The 18,353-nt window shown below is 36.5% G+C and carries 13 protein-coding genes and 1 pseudogene; 9 read left to right on the forward strand and 5 right to left on the reverse strand.

Going from position 1 to position 18,353, the window contains the following annotated elements; all coding sequences use genetic code 11:
* Nucleotides 1-184 precede the first annotated feature (184 nt).
* On the forward strand, nt 185-1,258 hold the full coding sequence (locus Q3Y49_RS09765) for a mannose-1-phosphate guanylyltransferase (protein WP_303267966.1): 1,074 nt from the start codon (nt 185-187) through the stop codon (nt 1,256-1,258).
* Between the two features lie 6 nt (nt 1,259-1,264).
* Here Q3Y49_RS09765 and Q3Y49_RS09770 read toward each other — a convergent pair whose 3' ends face one another.
* Nucleotides 1,265-1,993, reverse strand: a complete 729-nt coding sequence (locus tag Q3Y49_RS09770) for a VIT1/CCC1 transporter family protein (RefSeq protein ID WP_303267967.1) — start codon at nt 1,991-1,993, stop codon at nt 1,265-1,267.
* 392 nt (nt 1,994-2,385) lie between these two features.
* On the opposite strand from Q3Y49_RS09770, the gene Q3Y49_RS09775 reads away from it, so the two are divergent.
* From Q3Y49_RS09775 to queG, 4 genes are all read left to right on the forward strand, one after another.
* On the forward strand, nt 2,386-2,775 hold the full coding sequence (locus tag Q3Y49_RS09775) for a BlaI/MecI/CopY family transcriptional regulator (RefSeq protein WP_303267968.1): 390 nt from the start codon (nt 2,386-2,388) through the stop codon (nt 2,773-2,775).
* Nucleotides 2,772-4,991 (forward strand): M56 family metallopeptidase, encoded by a 2,220-nt coding sequence (locus Q3Y49_RS09780; RefSeq protein ID WP_303267969.1) that lies wholly within the window; start codon nt 2,772-2,774, stop codon nt 4,989-4,991. The genes Q3Y49_RS09775 and Q3Y49_RS09780 overlap by 4 nt, the downstream gene beginning before the upstream one ends.
* 176 nt (nt 4,992-5,167) lie before the next feature.
* Nucleotides 5,168-6,196 carry a Holliday junction branch migration DNA helicase RuvB gene (ruvB, locus tag Q3Y49_RS09785; protein WP_303267970.1) on the forward strand — a complete coding sequence of 343 codons (1,029 nt, stop codon included), beginning with the start codon at nt 5,168-5,170 and terminating at the stop codon, nt 6,194-6,196.
* 7 nt (nt 6,197-6,203) lie between these two features.
* Nucleotides 6,204-7,133 (forward strand): tRNA epoxyqueuosine(34) reductase QueG, encoded by a 930-nt coding sequence (queG, locus tag Q3Y49_RS09790; protein ID WP_303272101.1) that lies wholly within the window; start codon nt 6,204-6,206, stop codon nt 7,131-7,133.
* A 2-nt stretch (nt 7,134-7,135) separates the two neighbouring features.
* Here the strand turns inward: queG and Q3Y49_RS09795 are convergent, their stop codons facing one another.
* The 3 genes and pseudogenes from Q3Y49_RS09795 to Q3Y49_RS18740 all read right to left on the reverse strand — a co-directional run.
* Nucleotides 7,136-7,741, reverse strand: coding sequence for a hypothetical protein (locus Q3Y49_RS09795; protein WP_303267971.1), 606 nt, complete (start codon nt 7,739-7,741; stop codon nt 7,136-7,138).
* A 315-nt stretch (nt 7,742-8,056) separates the two neighbouring features.
* Nucleotides 8,057-8,428, reverse strand: coding sequence for a DUF1343 domain-containing protein (locus Q3Y49_RS18735; protein ID WP_367892477.1), 372 nt, complete (start codon nt 8,426-8,428; stop codon nt 8,057-8,059).
* Between the two features lie 117 nt (nt 8,429-8,545).
* Nucleotides 8,546-9,237: pseudogene (locus Q3Y49_RS18740) on the reverse strand (exo-beta-N-acetylmuramidase NamZ family protein); the annotation flags it as partial.
* Nucleotides 9,238-9,259: 22 nt separating this feature from the next.
* Here Q3Y49_RS18740 and Q3Y49_RS09805 point away from each other — a divergent pair.
* Both Q3Y49_RS09805 and dnaE read left to right on the forward strand, forming a co-directional pair.
* Entirely contained in the window at nt 9,260-10,477 is a 1,218-nt protein-coding gene (locus tag Q3Y49_RS09805) for an ABC transporter permease (RefSeq protein WP_303267972.1), read from the forward strand.
* Between the two features lie 602 nt (nt 10,478-11,079).
* Nucleotides 11,080-15,381, forward strand: a complete 4,302-nt coding sequence (dnaE, locus tag Q3Y49_RS09810; protein WP_303267973.1) for a DNA polymerase III subunit alpha — start codon at nt 11,080-11,082, stop codon at nt 15,379-15,381.
* Nucleotides 15,382-15,464: 83 nt separating this feature from the next.
* Here dnaE and Q3Y49_RS09815 read toward each other — a convergent pair whose 3' ends face one another.
* Nucleotides 15,465-15,857: an Hsp20/alpha crystallin family protein gene (locus Q3Y49_RS09815; protein WP_303267974.1), complete on the reverse strand. Its 393-nt coding sequence runs from the start codon at nt 15,855-15,857 to the stop codon at nt 15,465-15,467.
* A 312-nt stretch (nt 15,858-16,169) separates the two neighbouring features.
* Here Q3Y49_RS09815 and Q3Y49_RS09820 point away from each other — a divergent pair, with 312 nt between their 5' ends.
* Nucleotides 16,170-16,859 carry a glycosyltransferase family 2 protein gene (locus Q3Y49_RS09820; RefSeq protein ID WP_303267975.1) on the forward strand — a complete coding sequence of 230 codons (690 nt, stop codon included), beginning with the start codon at nt 16,170-16,172 and terminating at the stop codon, nt 16,857-16,859.
* 2 nt (nt 16,860-16,861) lie between these two features.
* On the forward strand, nt 16,862-18,337 hold the full coding sequence (locus Q3Y49_RS09825; protein WP_303267976.1) for a cellulose synthase family protein: 1,476 nt from the start codon (nt 16,862-16,864) through the stop codon (nt 18,335-18,337).
* Nucleotides 18,338-18,353: the final 16 nt, after the last annotated feature.

Consider the following 18,353-nt stretch of genomic DNA (forward strand, 5'->3'; position numbering starts at 1 on the left):
TGGATTGAATGTTTATTTGCTGAACTAAATTCATTTTACAATAAGGTTTTATTTTTGCACTTTTGGAACTTCAGAAAATGCAGTATAACATTTGTATTGATGGGGGCGTTAAATGGACCAACCTAAAAAATCTTTTATTTTTTTATTATGAGCATTCTTTACCTTGCTCAGAACCATAAAACTTATGAATAAAAATCATTATGTGATCATCATGGCTGGAGGGACAGGAACACGTCTTTGGCCAGTGAGCACTTCCAGAAAACCCAAACAATTCCATGATTTATTAGGAGTCGGGAAATCTTTACTTCAAATGACCTATGAAAGATTTTTGGCTAAATTTCCTAAAGAAAATATTTATGTAGTTACCAATAAGGAATACGAGGACTTAATCCACGAACAAATTAGTGACATCGGAACCCAACAATTGTTGTTAGAACCCTACAAAAGAAATACTGCACCTTGTATTGCTTATGCTGCTTACAAAATTGCAAGCCAGAACCCAGATGCATCCATGGTGATTGCTCCAGCAGACCATTTAATTTTGAAGGAGGATATTTTTCATCAATCTATTGCGGTAGCACTGGATAGCGCTTCTAAAAATGATCAATTGATTACTTTAGGCATGCATCCTAACAGGCCTGAAACTGGCTATGGATATATTCAATACATACCAGACTCAGCGACTATCAAGAAAGTAAAAACATTTACCGAGAAACCTGAAATTGGATTGGCTCAAAAATTTATTGAAAGTGGGGATTTCGTCTGGAATGCAGGAATCTTCATTTGGTCGGCCAAAAGCATTCTTCAAGCTTATGAGACTTTCTTGCCCGACTTGGCTGAAATTTTTGCTGATGGAGATGGTCAGTATTTTGGAACTAACGAAAATCTATTTGTAAAAAAGGCGTATACCCAATGTGTAAATATATCGATTGATTTTGGTATAATGGAGAAAGCGGAAAACGTATTTGTGCTCTTAGCTGACATCGGATGGTCTGATTTAGGGAATTGGGAAAGTTTGCATGAAATTCGTGAAAAAGATGAACAGGATAATGCCACTCCTAAAAACGTAATGAGCTTTAACGCCACTGGTAATTTTGTAACCACCGATAGAAGTGATTTAGTGGTTATTCAAGATCTACATGATTTTCTGGTTGCAGAACAAGATGGAGTTCTTTTGATATGCAGGAAGAATGCTGAAAAAGAAATCAAGGAAATAGTTAACGCTGTGAAAGCTGAAAAAGGGGATAGATTTGTCTAGTATCCTTTACTTTATTAGATGCTCCAAAAAGTCCCCTACAAAATAGGCTACTATTGCTGCTAAACTGCCTAAAAGCAAAGTTTCTGAAATCCCCTTTATTATGGAATTATTGGTTACTTTAGATTTAAGAAAACCTATGATAATAAAGCCAATTCCTGTAAGAATACTAGACCAAAGAAATTTATGAGCTACCTCAATATTGAGGTAATCTGCAACAAAAACCAACAAAGGAATTAATCCAATAGCTACGAAGGAAATGAAGGTGAACAATCCCGTTTGAAAAGGGGATTTATTATCCTCTATTAGGCCAAGTTCATCTTTCATCATAACATCTACCCATCTGTCTTTATCTTTTGTAATTACTTCGACCACTTGACTTAGCAAAGGCTCTTCAAAACCTTTTTCAATATAAATTTCTCTTATCTCCTCACGTTCTGTATCTGGTAAATTTTCCACTTCCCAATACTCAATTGCTTTTTGCTTTCTGAAATGTTGTTTCTCTGATTTTGCTGACATATAGGCTCCTATTGACATGGAAAATCCGTCTGCAAATAAATTAGCAAAGCCAAGAATGATAATTACAGCATTATCTAGTCCTGCGCCTATAGCACCTGCAACTACTGCAAATGTCGTAATACTGCCATCAATCCCACCGTATACGAACTCGGAAAGATAGTTCTGATGTCTACCCCAAAAGCTGCTCCCTTGATGTAAAAATTCTTCCTTTTGCTTCATGTTTATGACAATATAATTGTTTCAATTTAAAAGAAGAATGATTAATGAGTATTATAGGACTGAGAAGGCAAAAAAAGAAGGCGGTGTGAAAGTGCCGCCTTCTTTTAACTACGCAAAATTGAGAAGCAATACTATAAAGACCATTGTAGCAATTATCCCAATTACTACGGGCCAGTTCACTTCGTCCTCATCAGGAGGAGAAATGATTTTTTGATTTGTGGTTTTCATTTTCTATTGTGTTGCAGCAAGTACTGCAGTAAGGCTGTCTACGAATAATGATTAAGAAAGTGACTAAGACTTGAGAAAATATTTTTTATAATTACGACATTTGTCGTGTAAAAATTTGGATATTACGACAGTTGTCGTTTAATTGCTTTTAAATTATTGATCAGATGAATAAAATCAAGCAAAAACCATCCGAGGCAGAACTAGAAATTTTGCAAGAATTGTGGGAAAAACCAGGTTTAACAGTCAGTGAAATTCACGAAAAACTGGAAGCAAGAAAGCAAGTTGGCTATACTACCACTTTGAAGCAAATGCAACGAATGCAGGATAAAGGAATGCTAAGCAGAAAAAAAGAAGGTAAGCTTTTTATATATTTTTCTGAGCTTGACGAGCAATCTATTAAGAACTCTATATTCAATAAATTATCAGAAACATTATTTAAAGGTTCTGCAAAAGAAATGATGATGCATTTGTTGGGAAACCAAGAAACCACTCAAGAAGAGTTGCGAGAATTAAAACAGTGGATTGAACAAAAGGAAAAAGGAGGTATAAAATGATGAGCTTATTTCAAAGTTCCATTATTCAATTATTGGGTGTTTGGGTGGCCGTCAGCTTATTGAGCGGATTACTGATTTTTCTGATTGTAAAAGCTTTCGATTCCATATTCTCAAATCAATCATCTACTGATCGTTACCACAAAAGTATTGTTGCGGTAATTTTCTTCTTTTTTCTGAATATTGCCGGCACTTTATATTTCCAAAATAACTCCCTTCAGAAAAAACCAATTCCAAATAAAACGAAAGTGAGCCAAACTGTTCCTGATTTCAATGCTGATGCTGTGGTTTTTGAAATTCCTGAAAATCAAAGTATGACCAATCGTAAAGAATCTGAGGCTTTCAATATGGAGTTTTTATTTAAATCTCTTGGTATATTTTGGTTGATAGGGGTATTGGTTTTTAGTATCAAAATGATGGGAGGCTACTTTTATACCCGCGGCTTAATAATTTCTTCCCAAAGCAGTGTTCCTGAAAGTTGGAATTATTTTATAATTCAGCAACTTGAAAAATTTCAAATTAACAATAATGTCAAAGTATTTGAAAGCCATCGAATAAACTCAGCTTTCACATTTGGATTCTTGAAGCCAATAATTGTTTTGCCAGTTGGATTTTTCACTAGCATTCCCCCTGAGCAAATAGAAGCAGTTCTATTACATGAATTGTATCACATAAAATACAGAGACTATTTGGTCAATATTATGACCATGACTTTTGAGGTGATATTCTTTTATCACCCAGTCATGTGGTGGCTGGCAAAAAATATTCGAAAAGAAAGAGAAAACAGATGTGATGACCAAGTCACTCAAATAATTGATAAGAAAGTTTATGCACATGCCTTGCTCAATATGGAGAGCTATAGACAAAGCTTGAACTATGTTATTCCTTTTTCCAGTAAACAATCTAACCTTAAAATGAGAATTATGAGAATCTTTGAACAGAAACCAGAGAACAATATAGGTTTAAAGCCATTTTTAAGCCTTTTGATGATTATTTCATTTCTAATGAGCTTCACTTTTTATAAAATGGAGGAGCCTAAAAAAGAGTCAAGATCAGTCAAAAAAGTAGAGTTAAATAATGATTTTAATGAACCAGTCTCTTCAACTGAATTGAATGATGATATAATCTTTAAAAGTGAGAATCAAAAGCTAGATATCACTATTGAGTTGACCAGAAACTCCTTATTCACGAAGTCAAAAAATGAAGAAATAAAGCTTTATCTAGATGAGAATCTGCAACCTCTTAATGAGAAGATTCCGCTGAAGGGTAAAAATATGGCTACCATGTATAAAGAAGAAAAATCACCTTCTTATCACTTTTTTACCAACCGATATTTTGAATCTATTAGTAGAGAAAAATGGGAAAAGAAGCATAGAGATCGCATATTTTATATTTTTGATTACCCCGATGAATCTGCTTTTGTAGTAAAAATACCAAGATCTTCGACCGCCAAAGAGACTATGGAGAAGTCTCAAACCAAAAAAGAGGAAATTGAGAAGTCTGCTTTAAATCTCAATTCAATTCGCTCCAAAGCAAAGGACCAAAACGGAGGGGGAAATACTCAACAGTCTAATGAGCGCATCGATTTAATTAATAAAATTGAAAAGAAACCTGCGGATGTATCGGAGATCAAAATTCACGGCCCAGTCCAGTTTTTAGATAACGAAAAAACATCTCACAACCGAGACACAAGTAATTTAGAGATTTTGAAAAAATTACTTCAGAAATTTGATTCGAACGTAAATTCTGATGTCAAAGTGAAAATTGACGGAAAATTAATCGAGAAAGATATCAGTATTGAAAATGCTTTAGGTGTTAGACAAATAAAAAATATCAAAATAGTGATGCCTTCCAAGGATGCTAAAAATGCAGAGATCGATATTCTTACAAGTGAAATTGTAGGAGATCAAGTTGGGGAAGTGCTAAGCGAGAGTGAAACGATAGTGATTGACATCAGATATAAAACGAATGAAGGTGATTTTCCTGGTGAAGTACAAATGGATTTCGACAGGGGAAATGTTTTAGATGTTCTTAATTTTAATAATGAATCAATTTTGTTTGTGATCGATGGAGATCAAAAAAAATTAGGTTATAAACCAAAGGACATTGAACCAAATAATATTGATCATATAGTTGTGTTGAAAGATAAAAAAGCAACTAAAAAATATGGAGAAAAAGCCAAAAATGGTGTAGTTGAAATATATCTCAAAAAAGAATAAGAACTGGTAGACTATCAACCTTTAAATGACCTGTCGTTAGCAGGTCATTTTTTGTTTGGATTCAAGGCGAGAACTATAGCCATTGGCCTAAGATCCGTATTATCACAAAAGTCAAGAATTAATATCCCTTCAAAATCCTCATTTTTTGATTAACTTGCCGCAAATAATCAGTTGATATGAGAGAAGATTTCCTAACAGGAGATGAGGAACATTTGAATCCGGAAGAAAGAGAGTTTGAAAAAGCCCTTCGTCCCCTTTCTTTTGGTGACTTTACCGGCCAGCAAAAGACTGTTGATAATATTCAAGTCTTTGTGATGGCGGCTAAAAAAAGGTCTGAGCCTTTAGATCACGTGCTACTGCACGGACCTCCCGGACTAGGAAAAACTACCCTTTCTCATATCATAGCAAATGAATTAGATTCTAATTTAAAGATCACTTCAGGTCCGGTTTTGGACAAACCAGGAGACTTAGCAGGTTTGTTAACCAATTTAGAAGAAGGAGATGTTTTATTTATTGACGAAATCCATCGACTCAACGCGGTAGTGGAGGAATACCTTTATTCTGCAATGGAAGATTTCAGAATTGATATTATGTTGGATAGCGGCCCCAATGCCCGTTCCGTGCAAATCAGTTTAAGTCCTTTTACTTTGATTGGTGCTACCACTCGTTCTGGCTTACTGACATCTCCATTAAGGGCAAGGTTCGGGATCAATGCCCGTTTAGAATATTATGATGCAGAATTATTAAAGAAAATATTAAAGCGTTCTGCAGCTATTTTAAATACGCCAATGGAGGATGATGCTGCTTACGAAATAGCGAGAAGAAGTAGAGGAACTCCAAGAATCGCCAATACACTTTTAAGAAGAACTCGTGATTTTGCTGAGATAAAAGGGGATGGAACCATCACGAAATCAATTGCAGAAATTGCCTTGAATGCATTGGATGTAGATCAGCATGGGCTGGATGAAATGGATAATAGAATTCTGACCACCATTATTGAAAAGTTCAAAGGAGGTCCAGTTGGCTTGGGGACCATAGCCACAGCAGTAGGAGAGGAAGCCGACACTATTGAGGAAGTATATGAACCTTTTTTAATCAAAGAAGGCTATCTGAAAAGAACGGCAAGAGGAAGGCAGGCTACGGAACTGGCTTATAAGCATTTAGGGAATGTACCTCCCGCTCAAATGGGTAGTCTTTTTGATTGATGTCTTAATGGCCTCTTTAAAGGAAAAAAATACTAAAACAATTAAATCCATAGCCTCAGATTTAGGCTTTGATTTCTGTGGTGTGTCCAAAGCAGGATTTCTGGAAAAGGAAGCTCCCAAATTAGAAAATTGGCTCAAAAAAGGATACCATGGTAAAATGCACTACATGGAAAATCACTTCGATAAACGACTTGATCCTACAAAGCTGGTAGAAGGCGCTAAATCAGTGGTGTCTTTAATGTACAATTACTATCCAAAACAAGACTTAGCCAAAAGCGATTCCTATAAAATTGCCAAATATGCTTATGGAAAAGACTATCATTTTGTTATAAAAGACAAATTGAAAGATTTCATGAAGCGAATCCAAGAAGAAATAGGAGAGGTTGGGGGAAGAATTTTTGTGGATTCGGCTCCTGTGATGGAACGCCAATGGGCAGCAAAAAGTGGCTTGGGCTGGTTAGGCAAAAACAGCTTATTACTCAATAAACAAAGAGGTAGTTTCTACTTTCTCGCAGAGCTCATAATTGATTTGGAGTTAGAAGAAGATGGGTCAATGCAAGACTACTGTGGTACCTGCACCAAATGCGTGGATGCTTGTCCAACGGATGCGATAGTTGGAGATGGAGTTGTGGATGGCTCAAAATGTATTTCATATTTAACCATTGAACTAAAAGACGATTTACCAACTGAGTTTTCCGGTAAAATGGAGAATTGGGTTTTCGGCTGTGATATTTGCCAGGATGTCTGTCCTTGGAACCGTTTTTCGAAATCCCACCAAGAAGAAGCATTTCAACCAAATCCTCTCTTAAAAGAAATGGATAAACAGGGTTGGCAAGAAATGACCCAAGAGGTTTTCAACGAAGTATTTAGAAAATCAGCTGTTAAGCGTACTAAATACAGTGGTTTAATGCGGAATATTAATCATATGAATTCGTAGATTCAAGGCTGAAAAATAGCTGGAATTACATCTTTTATATCCTTTGAATGCATTGCATATTGAACATAATCTGGTAAGTCCTTCAATGGCAACATCAACAAACCTACTTTTTCGCTTTCAGCATACTCATGATAGTCAGCAACAGAGTGAAGGTGTAGCTTAATAAATCCCAGAGGTTCAAAAAATCTTTTTGTCAAACTGACCAATTTTTGTTCTTTTAATCGGTTATTTTTACTCAAGGCATAGGGTGAAATAATGGTAGCGGGAATTGTGGTTTTAGGCAAAAAGGGTCTAACTATTTTAAAAGAATTCTCGAAGTTTTCATGTCCTGTGAACTTGATTAAGGCTTGTTCTATGATAGGGTAGTCTCTGTGGTAAAATAATACGGGTCTATCAAATTTGGCCAGGCTCTTCAAGAAGTTACCTAAATCTATTTTGAAATCGGGTTCCTTTAATTTTGATAGCGGTAAAACTAATTGTTTACGATCTTCATGCTTTGCTAAGCAACTAGTACATATTCCATTTTTACAGCTGTAAAATGACTTAGCTGGAATCCAGTCGTTCGCTTGAATGTTTCCAGTCTGATGAGGTGTTATTTTCGCTTCCATCTTCCCAATTGTTTTTCACAAAATTCGCACAATTGTATGGATTCCGTACTGAGATTAATAAGGAGCTAATATGATTTAAGTCAGGGTTTTACTATAGATTCTAGATACTGGAACCTAGAATCAAGATATAATGATTGTTGTTAGCTTTCATGAAAGCACTTTTCATTTCCTGTTTTAAGGATTCTTTTGGAAGGAAGTGATGCTTGGTGTCGATGGATAAACAGCAAAGGTTAGTACTATTTGGGGATTCACCCAACACCCCCTTCACCTTGCATCCCTCATTATCTAATTCCTCCTTTTTTGATATGAAGTGGTCTAATACATCAAATATTTCTCCCTCATCTCCTTATATTCTTCCAAACCAGCCTGCCAGCTCATTTTGATTTCTTCCTCGGAAAATCCTGCTTCAATCTGATGGCGTAAAGATTCCGTTCCTGCTAATTTGGTCAAGAAATTGTTGAAGTATTTATCCTTTTCAGGAAATGCACTAAATAGTTCAATTAAGTATTTCAAAGAAATTCCTTCCTCAAAATCTTTGATTCCGAGATCAATTCCGTAACATTTCTGATCTTCAAATGGAGGGTGAACGCTGCTTCCCGGCATGCTTACAGGCGTGAAAGTATGCTCAAAATCATTTAATGTAGGATGCCCAATTTGCTGGAACGGCTTTTCAGTTCCTCTTCCCACACTAATTACTGTTCCTTCAAAAAGGCAAAGTGAAGGATAGATCGCAATGCTTAAATCATTGGGAAGGTTAGGCGATGGTTTGATAGGGAGTGAATAAGAATCATTGTGCTTGTAGTTTTTATTTTTGATGATTTTCAATTTGCATTGCAATTCATTTTTGAGCCATTTTTCACCATTGATCATTTGTGCCAGCTCTCCTACAGTTAAACCATGTAAAATTGGAATTGGGTGCATGCCTACAAATGATTGATGTTCCATTTCCAAAATGGGCCGTCCACATGCATGCCGTTGGGATTGGGTCTATCCAAAATCAATAATGGGATATCATTTTCTGCACAAGCTTCCATCACATAGTGCATTGTGCTGATGTAAGTATAAAATCTAGCACCCACATCTTGAATATCAAAAATGATAACATCTAAATCTTGTAACTGCTCATTAGTAGGTTTTTTGTTGGCCCCGTAAAGAGAGATGATGGGGAGCCCAGTTTTTTCATCCATTCCAGATTTCACGCTTGCCCCTGCATCTGCTTCCCCACGAAAACCATGTTCTGGAGCAAAAACTGTTTTGATCTTAATTCCATGTGATCTCAAGGTATCAACCAAATGGGTTTTACCAATTGTTGAGGTTTGATTAACCACCATGCCTACTGATTTCCCTTTCAAATATGTTAGATATTCTGTTGTTTGATAAGCAGCTGGAATTGGCGATTTTTGCTGTGCTACGCAAGCATTTGCCAAAATCGTAAAAAATAGACCGCAAAGCGGAATGAGTTTGCCAATGAAATTGTAATTTGCAGTTTGAATCATAAATCAAAAATAAAGTTAATTCTTGAATCTACCTGATTTTATAGCGAAACGTACAATTAATTCTAAAACTGGTCAATTTTCCAGCAGTATTTATAAGATTGCAATCAGTAGCATAGCTATTGGATTGGCAATCATGCTGGTTGCATTGCTTATTTTAGGAGGGTTTCAGAAGACCATAAAGGATAAGGTTTTCAGTTTTGCAGGACAAATGCAAGTCACAAAATATACGCTTAGTAATTCCTTTGATGAGTCGCCTATTTCAATGGAAACTGAATTTTTTCAACATCATAATGAATTCGATTTCATTGAGCATGTACAGGCAGTTGCGTATAAAGCAGGTTTATTGAAGACAGAAGAAGCAGTTGAAGGCGTAGTACTCAAAGGAATTGGGTTGGATTATGATACGACAAACTTTGATTCAAATCTAATTCAGGGTCGCTTTCCCAATGTGGCAGTCGATAATTATAGCACTGAAGTAATCATTAGTAAAGAAATTGCTCAATTATTAAGAATTGAATTGGGCGAAAAAGTGATCATGTATTTTGTACAAAACCCACCGCGCTACAGGCAATTAGAAATTGTGGGTATTTATGAAACAGGGCTGGAAGATTTTGACGAAAAAATTATTATTGGTGATATTAAGATGATTCAGAGATTGAATGATTGGGGTTCAGACCAAGTGGGAAGTTATGAAGTCTATATTAATGACAAACTGGATGAAGAGGCAGCTGAATCTATTGTGTTTGATAAGATTGAAGCCGATCAATTTGTAAACCTAACAAGTAAAAAATATCCACAGTATTTTGAATGGTTAGAATTGTTAAATCAAAATGTCCGTTTGTTTTTGGCTTTGATTCTGTTTGTGGCTTGTTTTAATATGGTTGCAGTCATTTTTATTCTAACCATGGAAAGAACACCTATGATTGGGATGTTAAAATCTATGGGTGCAAAGAATAAACTAATAAGAAATATCTTTTTAATGAGTGGTTTACGCTTGACCTTTAAGGGCTTGTTGTATGGTAATCTTGTGGCGATAGGGTTTGCTGCCTTGCAATACTACTTTCAAATCATCCCACTAGATCAAGAAAATTATTATATGAGTTTTGTGCCTATCCTGTGGGATTTCAAAATGATTTTAAGCTTGAATTTGTTGGTACTGGTAGTGGTCTTGATCTCACTTTTTCTTCCTGTTTGGTTTATAGCCCGTATGAAACCAATTAAAGCCATTCGGTTTGATTAATATATGTGACTTAACTATTCATTAAACATATTTTACCTCAAAAGTGACAAAAGAAAACAAAAGTTTCAGCCAAGCTGACTAGCGGATTTTAAACGATTACTTATGACCGTTTTGACAAATCAATTGGACAGTATGGTTTTAACTAAATTTGCTTTAGCAAATTTTTCTTTATGCTTTTGTCGCTTTTGTGGTTTACTAAAAATGCTGGCGGTATTAAAATTCCGTTCAGGATTCGATGTAACGTAAGTTCGCTAGCAGAGGGAGAGGGCTTTATGTTCTGTGGTTTGAAGATTTAAACCGTCTAATCGGTAATAACAATTTCATGGAATATCCGTCAGACCGAAACCGCTGACCATTTGCTATTTAAATGTTTTATTGGTAAAACCCTCTGAACGTAATTAACTGCGCACTTCCTCCTTCCTACTTTCAACTTTACAATCCGCTAAAATAAAACCTAAGTACCTAGTCACATCCAGACCTATTCACTTAGTCACCTAAGCACTTCATCACTTAAAAACTTTTTCCAAATTTTGTCTTTCCATTCTTCCTGCCTTTCACTAATTTCAAACTCTGAAATTGACCATCCTCTCAGCAATAGTTTTATGTACTTAATTTACGATACCGAGACCACCGGATTACCAAAAAATTATAATGCACCCTTAAGTGATGCAGACAATTGGCCTCGCTGCGTCCAGATTGCATGGCAATTACACGGAGCCAACGGTGAGCTTTTAGATGCTCAAAATCATATCATTTATCCAGAAGGGTACGACATTCCTTATAATGCGGAGAAAGTACATGGCATTTCTACAGAGAGAGCTCAAAAAGAAGGTAAGCCGCTCGTTGAAGTTTTAGAAGCTTTCAAAACTGTTTTAGAGAAAACGGATGTTGTGGTTGGTCATAATATCAGCTTTGACGTTTCCATAATGGGAGCAGAAATGCTGAGAAAAGAGCTTTCAGTTGAGGTCTTGACTGAAAAACCCATCATCGATACTAAAGATGAAGGGACTGATTTCTGTAAGATTCCTGGCGGTCGAGGTGGAAGGTATAAATGGCCAACCTTGACCGAATTGCACAAGAAGCTTTTTGGTCAAGATTTTGCCGATGCGCACGATGCTGCTTATGATGTAGATGCCACCGCTAAGTGTTTCTTTGGATTGATATCGGAAAATGTAGTCAAGCCTTTGGGCGATACTTCGATTGAAGCCATTCAATATGAGCCCCCAAAACTGGATGTTGCAAATTTTGCAAGCAGTTCAAAGTCAGAAGAAAAGGCAGCGGCAGATGCTTTAAAGCAAGCTAAAAATGCTGATATATCAGAATTGTCTGATACTTCATTTGTTCACCTTCATTGCCATACACAGTTTTCAATTCTGCAGTCCACCACAGAAATTCCATCAATGGTCAATAAGGCTAAGGAATTGGGGATGCCAGCTATCGCTATGACAGACCATGGCAATATGATGGGTGCTTATAATTTCGTAAGAGATGCAAATAAAGCAGGGGTGAAGCCAATTGTAGGCTGTGAGTATTTTTTAACGCAGGATAGAAACAATAAAAAGAACAAGGATGACGGGTTCCAGACCGTACTTTTGGCGAAAAATAAGGCTGGCTACCATAACTTAGCCAAGCTTTCATCCATCGCTTTTGTGGAGGGATTTTATTATGTACCGAGGATTGATAGAGAAGCTTTAGTACAATACAAAGAAAATATTATCGCCACTACTGGTGGATTATGGGGAGAAGTTCCTTTCTTAATATTAAATGCGGGAGAAAGCCAAGCTGAAGAAGCATTTTTATGGTGGAAGGAACAGTTTGGAGATGATTTTTATATAGAGTTAAATCAGCATGGAGTTCCTGAGGAACAAAAGGTAAATGAAGTTTTATTAAAATTTGCTGAAAAGCATAATGTAAAATATTTTGCAGCAAATAATACCTATTACACCAACAAGGAGGATGCCGAAGCTCAGGATATTTTACTTTGTGTAAAAGACGGAGAAACCACTGGTGAGCAAGGGAAGCCGAAGAAATATGTAGGGAAAAGAGGGAGAGAATATCGTTTTGGTTTGCCAAATGATGAATTCTATATCAAATCTCCTGATGAAATGAAGAAGCTTTTTGCTGACTATCCTGAAGCCATTACTTGTACAGCAGAAATTGCAGAGAAAATTGAAGGTTTTGAACTAGCAAGGGATGTCCTATTACCAAAATATGATATCCCCCAAGAATTTATAGATCCAAAAGATGCAGAGGATGGAGGTAATAGAGGAGAAAATGCCTATTTGAAACATATTACCTTTGAAGGTGCCAAAAAGCGTTATCCTGAAATTACCTCTGAAATTCAAGAGAGGCTAGATTTCGAATTAGAAACCATCGAAAGAACTGGTTATCCGGGATACTTCTTAATTGTACAAGATTTCACCACTGCAGCTAGAGAAATGGGCGTTTCTGTAGGACCGGGTAGGGGTTCAGCTGCTGGCTCAGCTGTGGCCTATTGCACAGGAATCACCAACATTGATCCAGTTAAATACGATCTGCTTTTTGAGCGTTTTTTGAATCCAGATAGGGTTTCATTGCCTGATATTGATATTGACTTTGATGATCACGGACGGCAAAAAGTTATAGATTATGTAATTGAGAAATATGGAGCTAATCAAGTGGCTCAGATCACCACATATGGAACAATGGCCGCTAAATCTGCAATTCGAGATACAGCCAGAGTTATGGAATTGCCTTTAATGGATGCTGATAGAATAGCCAAATTAGTTCCTGATATCAAATTAAAAGCACTTTTCGATTTAGCTCCTGATAAAAAGAAATTGTCAGCCAAGTTGAAAAATAATGGAGAAGCTATTAGTAAGGCCGAAGAATTATTGAATTTGGCTAAAGCGAATGATGCCTCTGCAAAAGTAATCAATCAAGCTAGGGTTTTGGAAGGCTCCGTTAGAAACACGGGTATTCATGCCTGTGGGGTTATAATCACACCTGATGATATTACCAAATTTGTTCCAGTTGCCTTGGCAAAAGATTCGGATATGTACTGCACGCAATTTGATAATGCGGTGGTGGAAAATGCAGGCCTTCTGAAGATGGATTTCTTAGGCTTGAAAACCCTTACGCTAATCAAAGATGCGGTAAGAATTGTAGAGGAAAGACATGGAGTTAAGCTTGATCCAGATGAATTCCCGATAGATGATGAAAAAACTTATGAATTATTCCAAAAAGGTGAAACGGTTGGTATTTTCCAATACGAATCACCTGGAATGCAGAAATATTTAAGAGAATTAAAGCCGACTGAATTTTCGGATTTAATTGCTATGAATGCTCTCTATCGCCCGGGACCACTAGAGTATATTCCAAATTTCGTAAAACGTAAAAATGGTTTAGAAGAAATCAGCTACGATCTTGATGAGATGGAAGAATACCTTAAGGAAACTTATGGTATTACCGTTTATCAAGAGCAAGTAATGCTTTTATCGCAGAAACTGGCAGGCTTTACGAAAGGTGAGGCCGATGTTTTACGTAAGGCAATGGGTAAGAAGATTTTTGCTTTGCTGGAAGAATTAAAGCCCAAATTTATTAATCAGGGTGCTGAAAAAGGTCATCCAAAAGATGTGTTGGAGAAGATTTGGAAAGATTGGGAGGCTTTTGCTGCTTACGCCTTTAATAAATCACACTCTACGTGCTATGCTTGGGTAGCTTATCAAACAGCGTATTTGAAAGCACACTATCCAGCTGAATACATGGCTTCTGTATTGAGCAATAATATGGGGCAAATCACGGATGTCACTTTCTTTATGGAAGAATGTAAACGTGCAGGGATAGAAGTTTTGGGGCCAGATGTGAATGAATCTAATCCCGGATTTACAGTAAATGAGAACGGTCAAATTCGATTTGGTTTGGCCGCTATAAAAGGAGCTGGTTCAGCCGCTGTGGAAAGCATAATTGAAGAACGAAAGTCAAGCGGGCAATACAAAGACATCTTTGATTTTGCAGAGCGAATTCCATTGAAAAGTGTCAATAAAAAGACATTTGAATCATTGGCTATGGCTGGAGGATTTGATTGCTTTAAGGAGTATCATAGAAAGCAATTCTTGACTTCTGATAACGGAGAAGGGACTTTGATTGAAAAAATCATTAAATACGCTCAAAAATTGCAGCATGAAAAGGACAGCGCACAGACCTCTTTGTTTGGTGGAGAGGGCGGAGTAGCTATTCCACCACCAAGAGTTGCGGAAATGGAACCCTATTCGGAATTAGAGAAGCTTAATATTGAAAAGGAAGTAGTTGGGCTTTTTATTTCAGGTCATCCTTTAGACGAATATCGCTTTGAAATGGAAAGCTTCTGCAATACTCAAGTTTCTGAATTAAACGATTTGGATAGTTTAGCTTCTAAAAATGAAGTGAAAGTAGGGGGTATAGTTACTTCAATAGCGCATAGGCAAACCAAAACAGGTAAACCTTTTGGTACTTTAACCCTTGAAGATTACGGTGGGTCATTCACTTTTTTCATGTTTGGTGATGATTACCTAGCCAATAAGCAATTTTATGAAAACGGTTGGTTTATCTTTATTTCAGGAAGAGTTGGGAAGAAGCCATGGGGTGATCAAGCCTTAGAGTTTAAAATAAGTAAGGTGGAATTACTTTCTGAACTTCGAGATAAACGGACGAAGAGCTTAGCTATCATGCTCGATTTAAATGCTATTACGGAAGATTTAATTGTCGAACTTGATAATTTATGTCAGACTTTTAGGGGAGAATGTGAAGTGAAATTGGAGCTTCAAGATAAAGTTAATGGCTATAAAGTGGAGACCAAATCGAGAAAGTATAAAGTAAATCCTAGTAATGAATTGATCGAAGGTTTAAACAGAATACCTGATTTGAGTTATCGGATATTGACGTAAAATAAAAAATCCTCTTCGGATTCAGGAAGAGGATTCTGAGTATTCAAGGAATTCAATGCAGATAAGTTCATCTACACGCAAGTTTATATTTGTTTGATATTAATTTCTTTTTTACTGCTGGTATTATTTGTTCCCATAGGAACAGATATTTCTAACTTATTTTCATGATAAACAGCATCTACATTACTTGTATCTGCAAATAAAGGCAAATCTACTTTTCTGAAGAAAAGTGGAATCATAACGCCATGGTTCTCTGATGGATGATTCAATGTAGCAAATACTTGCAATGAGTTTTGGTCTGAAATTATCTTTAACTGTTCCGCCTCTATTCCTGGTGCATTAACAACTATTAAAAATCCGTCATTATGCTGTTCTAGCTTAAATTCAATTTGTACCACGCCCCCAGCAATAGTATTTAATTGATCACCCTGAAGTAATAAGCTTCTTAATACGTCTTTATTTTCAAGTAAGTTCATGTGTATATAACTGTTTTAAAGTTGCCACATGCAATAGTCAAGGTTCGAAGGCCTAGTTTACCAATATTCAATGACCTATTATATTCATCTCGGTTGGTATATAGGGCTTATGACTATTTCATGATTTTGACTTTTAATATTTGATGTATGTACATCAAAACCTGTTCCAAAAGAAAAGGTTTAGCTGGATAAGTCATAATGACACTACTCAGAATGTGTAGCTGCCTTTTTTTCATGTTTATAACTTAATTATGTCCATCATGAGACAATTAAAAAGAAGTGTTTTTGTACTTTTGCAGTCTGATTAAGCAGATGGATTCAAGAATAGTAGTAATAATACCCGCATTTAATGAAGAAAATGCTGTTGGAAAGGTCGTAAAAGCCATTCCTAAGGATTGGGTGGAGGAAATTGTGGTGGTCAATAATAATTCTACAGACCGAACACGGCAAGCAGCAGAAAGGGAAGGGGCTTTGGTTTTAGATCAGCCAATTAAGGGCTATGGTAATGCATGTTTAAAAGGAATAGAATTTGTAAAGGCTAAAAAGGAAAAGGTTGATATTGTAGTATTCTTGGATGCTGACTATTCCGATTACCCAGAGCAGCTACCAGATGTAGTAAATCCTATTTTAGACGATGGAGTGGATTTAGTCATTGGTTCAAGAGCTTTAGGTCAGAGAGAAGGAGGAAGTATGACGTTTCCTCAGGTATTTGGAAACTGGTTGGCTACTAGGTTGATAAAACTTTTTTATGGCTATAAATTCACTGATTTAGGTCCTTTTAGGGCCATTCGATGGGAGCGATTGATGGAATTAGAGATGAAGGATAAAACCTTTGGCTGGACGGTCGAAATGCAAGTGAAAGCGGCCAAATTGAAAATGAAATGTACTGAAGTGCCCATGGCCTATAGGAACCGAATTGGAAAATCTAAGGTTTCAGGCACAGTGTACGGAACCATTATGGCTGGATACAAGATTTTATATACGATTTTTAAATATTTATGAGCATGACTTGGGAGTGGATTATAATCGTACTATATGGGCTTAGCTTACTGTTTATATTTTTCTTTAGCTTAGGACAATTACACTTGACTTATCACTATATAAAAGCCAAGAAGAAGCTTAAAGGTCAAGTGGTGAAAACGCCTGTAAAGGAAGAGGAATATCCTCAAGTTTGTGTCCAACTACCTGTTTTCAATGAAAAATATGTTGTGAATAGATTAGTGGATGCGGTTTGCAATCTTGATTATCCAGACCATAAATTAGAAATTCAACTATTGGATGACTCTACAGATGAAACTACTGAAATGCTGGAAGCAAAAGTGAAGCATTGGCAATCATTAGGGAAAAATATTCTCCTTATAAGGAGACCAGAAAGAGTAGATTTCAAAGCCGGTGCTTTGCAATATGGGATGGACTTGACGGATGCAGAATTTATTGCAATTTTCGATGCTGATTTTATACCTCAGAGTCATTTTTTGAAGGCCACTATACCACATTTTCAAAATGAAAGAATTGGTGTTGTTCAAACTCGATGGGGCCATGTTAATAAAGACTATTCACTACTTACACGCTTGCAAGCGTTTGGTTTGGATGCCCATTTCACAATTGAGCAAGTAGGAAGAAACAAAGCTGGCTCTTTCATTAATTTTAACGGAACTGGTGGCGTATGGCGTAAAGAAACGATAAGAGATGCTGGTGGATGGTCTGCAGATACTTTGACGGAAGACCTGGATCTAAGCTACAGATCGCAACTTAAGGGCTGGGAATTTCTCTACAGAGAAGATGTGGAATCTCCAGCGGAATTACCGATTATTATGCCTGCGATTAAGTCTCAGCAATTTAGATGGAATAAAGGGGGTGCGGAAACTGCTAGAAAGAATTTTATCAGAGTACTAAAAGCACCATTGGGATTTTCTAATAAATTGCATGCATTTTTTCATTTGTTCAATAGCTCAATTTTTATTGCGATCTTAATAACAGCGCTGCTAAGTGTTCCAATGCTTTGGATAAAGAGCATTCACCCTGAATTAGCAATTTTGTTTCAAGTTGGAAGTGTGTTTTTATTAGGTTTTTTCTCTATAGCCATTTTCTATTGGGTAGCAAATAAGCATTTAATGAAAGGGAAAAAACACATTAAATACTTCCTTAAAACTTTCCCGCTGTTTATTACAGTATCCATGGGCTTGTCATTGCATAATGCACTTGCAGTTGCGGAAGGATTACTTGGTTTTAAATCTGCCTTCATCCGTACACCAAAATTTAACATTTCAGATAAAAATAAAAGCTGGAAGGACAATCAGTATATAAAGTTACAATTCAGTTGGTTGAGTGTAATCGAGATATTGTTGGCTGGATATTTTGCTTTTGCGATCTTTCTTGGAATTCAATTGGGCGACTACGGCTTGATTATTTTCCATTTGATGCTTATGCTGGGATTTTTAATGGTATTTTACCATTCGGTGAAACCACAAACCAAATAAGTTGAAATATTTTGAA

Origin of the sequence: Marivirga harenae (genome assembly GCF_030534335.1) — a bacterium.
Classification (GTDB): Bacteria; Bacteroidota; Bacteroidia; order Cytophagales; family Cyclobacteriaceae; genus Marivirga; species Marivirga harenae.

Coding starts and splice junctions, on each gene's coding strand:
- Q3Y49_RS09765 (WP_303267966.1), top strand. CDS start 185: ATGAATAAAAATCATTATGTGATCATCATGGCTGGAGGGACAGGAACA.
- Q3Y49_RS09770 (WP_303267967.1), bottom strand. CDS start 1,993: ATGAAGCAAAAGGAAGAATTTTTACATCAAGGGAGCAGCTTTTGGGGT.
- Q3Y49_RS09775 (WP_303267968.1), top strand. CDS start 2,386: ATGAATAAAATCAAGCAAAAACCATCCGAGGCAGAACTAGAAATTTTG.
- Q3Y49_RS09780 (WP_303267969.1), top strand. CDS start 2,772: ATGATGAGCTTATTTCAAAGTTCCATTATTCAATTATTGGGTGTTTGG.
- ruvB (WP_303267970.1), top strand. CDS start 5,168: ATGAGAGAAGATTTCCTAACAGGAGATGAGGAACATTTGAATCCGGAA.
- queG (WP_303272101.1), top strand. CDS start 6,204: ATGGCCTCTTTAAAGGAAAAAAATACTAAAACAATTAAATCCATAGCC.
- Q3Y49_RS09795 (WP_303267971.1), bottom strand. CDS start 7,741: ATGGAAGCGAAAATAACACCTCATCAGACTGGAAACATTCAAGCGAAC.
- dnaE (WP_303267973.1), top strand. CDS start 11,080: ATGTACTTAATTTACGATACCGAGACCACCGGATTACCAAAAAATTAT.
- Q3Y49_RS09815 (WP_303267974.1), bottom strand. CDS start 15,857: ATGAACTTACTTGAAAATAAAGACGTATTAAGAAGCTTATTACTTCAG.
- Q3Y49_RS09820 (WP_303267975.1), top strand. CDS start 16,170: ATGGATTCAAGAATAGTAGTAATAATACCCGCATTTAATGAAGAAAAT.
- Q3Y49_RS09825 (WP_303267976.1), top strand. CDS start 16,862: ATGACTTGGGAGTGGATTATAATCGTACTATATGGGCTTAGCTTACTG.